The sequence below is a fragment of the Spirillospora sp. NPDC046719 genome, from assembly GCF_040645715.1.
Lineage (GTDB): Bacteria > Actinomycetota > Actinomycetes > Streptosporangiales > Streptosporangiaceae > Spirillospora.
The window spans coordinates 1-2,369 of the sequence record NZ_JBEYYT010000793.1 but is presented as its reverse complement, the minus strand read 5'-3'; the positions used below and the strand labels follow the sequence as shown (position 1 = coordinate 2,369).

3 protein-coding genes are annotated in these 2,369 nt (G+C 74.8%); 1 reads left to right on the top strand and 2 read right to left on the bottom strand.

Annotated features, from left to right (window positions below; translation table 11 throughout):
- Positions 1-447, top strand: a 447-nt coding sequence (locus tag ABZ914_RS50300) for a phosphorylase family protein (RefSeq protein ID WP_500201661.1), incomplete at its 5' end; no start/stop codon positions are given.
- A gap of 6 nt (positions 448-453) precedes the next feature.
- Here the strand turns inward: ABZ914_RS50300 and ABZ914_RS50295 are convergent.
- Positions 454-903: a hypothetical protein gene (locus ABZ914_RS50295; protein WP_190862344.1), complete on the bottom strand. Its 450-nt coding sequence runs from the start codon at positions 901-903 to the stop codon at positions 454-456.
- Between the two features lie 75 nt (positions 904-978).
- Positions 979-2,046 (bottom strand): hypothetical protein, encoded by a 1,068-nt coding sequence (locus ABZ914_RS50290; RefSeq protein ID WP_500201660.1) that lies wholly within the window; start codon positions 2,044-2,046, stop codon positions 979-981.
- Positions 2,047-2,369: the final 323 nt, after the last annotated feature.

Here is a 2,369-nt window from a genome sequence, read left to right as displayed (position 1 = left end):
CGGCTGCCCGGCTGCCGCGCCGTCGCCGTCGTCGGGTTCGGCGGCGCGCTCGATGACGGGCTCGCGCCCGGCGACGTCGTGGTGGCGGACGAGATCCGCGGCGGCGGCAAGCCCGTGCCGTGCCCCGGCGCGCGGGCGCTGGCCGCCGGCCTCGCCGGGGACGGCCTGCGCGCGCACGTCGGGCCGCTCGTCACCGCGGACCGGATCGTCCGCGAGGCGGAACGGCGGGTGTGGGCGGCGGACGGGTCCCGCGTCGTCGACATGGAGTCGGCGCGTGTCGCCGCCGCGCTCCCGGACGGCGTCCCCGTCGCGGCGATCCGCGTCGTCGTGGACGGCCCCGGCTACCCGCTGCTGCGGCCCGGCACCGTCACCCGCGGCCTGGCCGCCCGGCGCGTCCTCGCACGCACCGGACCCGCCCTCGAACGGTGGGCCGCGGCGCTCACCTGACCCGTGTCAGGAGTGGCTCATCCCGTGCATCTCGCCGGACATGATGTGCCCGCCCAGATCCTTGCGGAGCGACTGCAGGGTGGCGGGAGTGCTCACCGCCACCCAGCGCGTCCCCACCAGATACGTCCCGCCCCACGGCTTCGCCTCGTCCAGCCACGACGTCATGTCCTGGTCGCTGTCGAAGCTGACCAGCACGTACTGGCCCCGCGAGTTCCGGCAGTTGCCCTGCTGCAACTGCTGCGCCTTGCGGCGGCCGACCAGGCTGCAGCCCGTCCGCGCGGCCAGCTCGTCGAGGTTCGCCGGCGCGGCGGCCCGGTCGGCGTCACCCGACCCACCGGACTTCCCGGCGGCGCTGCAGCCCGCCGCCAGCGGCAGCGCCAGCACGGCGGCGACCGCCAGCGCCAGACCGGCGCGGGAGACCCCCGCCGCACGTCCGAGGTGATGCGTGGAGCCCATGGCCCGTCCTCCCGGGGTGAGATGCGCGGTACAACGGGCGGTACGCGCACGGGCCCGGAAGGGTTCAGCGGGCGCTCAGACGGCGAGACGGGCGCCCGCCGCCGCCCGCACGCCGGAGTCCTCGGCGCCGTCGTGATGCAGCCGCTGCAGCCGGATCCGGGTCTCCTCGGTCAGCGGCGCGAACCGGGCCGCCTCCGCGCGGACGCCCTCCTGGCAGTCCCAGAGGCCCTCGATCGTGTACGACTCGGCGGTGTGCGGCGCGGTACGGGTCAAAGCAGTCACAATACGTGGTCTGAGGAAAGCGTAGGGTGATTCGGTCCAAGCGGTCTTCAACAGCGGAACGGCCTCGCCGGCGCGGAGCCTCCCGAGCCCCTCGATCGGCCCCGCGGCGGCCTGCCACTCCCGCTTCTCCAACGCATCCCGCAACTCCTCCATCAGCAGCGGGACGTCCTGCCGGGTCCCGTATCTCGCCAGCATGCTGATCCCCATGAACGCGCACCCGCCGCGCTCGGCGGCCCACGCCCGCGCCCACGGCAGCGCCTCCGGCCCGTACTCCCGCAGCGCCCGGCACACCGCGCCGCCGAACCTGCTCGGCCGCTGCGGCAGCAGCTCCTCCGCCAGATCCAGCAGCGCCGGCGTCCGCCGCCGCCCCAACTCGAAGATCGCCGCGATCGCCCCGTCGTCCCGCCGCCGCGCCAGCTCCAGCAACTCCGCGTCCGTCCGCTCCGCCCCGCCCGGCACCGCGCCGACCGACCGCCGCGGCCTCCCCGCCTCCCGCCGCCGCGCCAGCGCCTCCGCTATCCGCGGCTGCCGCACCGCCCAGCTCTCCAGCACCGGATTCGGACCACCCGCCACCAGCGACCCGATGTCACCGTCGTCGCACCGCGCCGCCACCAGCTCGTCCAGCCCCTCCGCCAACCGCGGATCGCCCAGCTCCACCAGCTCGTCCAGCGCGTCGAACCAGTGCGCGCCCTCCTCGGCGTACCGGCGCAGCGGCACCGCCGCCTCCCGCCGGCTCAACCGCACCAGATGCCCCAGCACCTCCAACGCCAGCCGCACCCGCCACTCGTCGCCGTCCGCATGGTCCGACGGATCCGCCAGATGCTCCGCCACCGGCCACACCGGCAACTCCAGATCCACCATCAACCGGGCGTAGTACAGCCCTCTGGCCTCACATTGCCGATCCCACCGCGGATCCCTCCGGATGCAGTCATAGACGTACTCGCCCGCGCCGGGCCTGTCCGCCGCGCGCCGCGCGGCCCTACCGAGCCCCCGCTGCAGTTGACCCCGCAGCGTGCCCGCCGATTCCAACACGACCTCGTTGCTCACCCCAGCAGAATGCGCACCGGAACAGATAACGGGCAAGTGCTTTAGCTGGCTTTTCCCATGGGAGCGACCCCCTGGAACCCCCGTCACGGTCGGCGGCGCTTTGCTCGCCGCCAGCGTGATCCCACCCACACAAGCGG

Coding starts and splice junctions, on each gene's coding strand:
- ABZ914_RS50295 (WP_190862344.1), bottom strand. CDS start 903: ATGGGCTCCACGCATCACCTCGGACGTGCGGCGGGGGTCTCCCGCGCC.
- ABZ914_RS50290 (WP_500201660.1), bottom strand. CDS start 2,046: ATGGTGGATCTGGAGTTGCCGGTGTGGCCGGTGGCGGAGCATCTGGCG.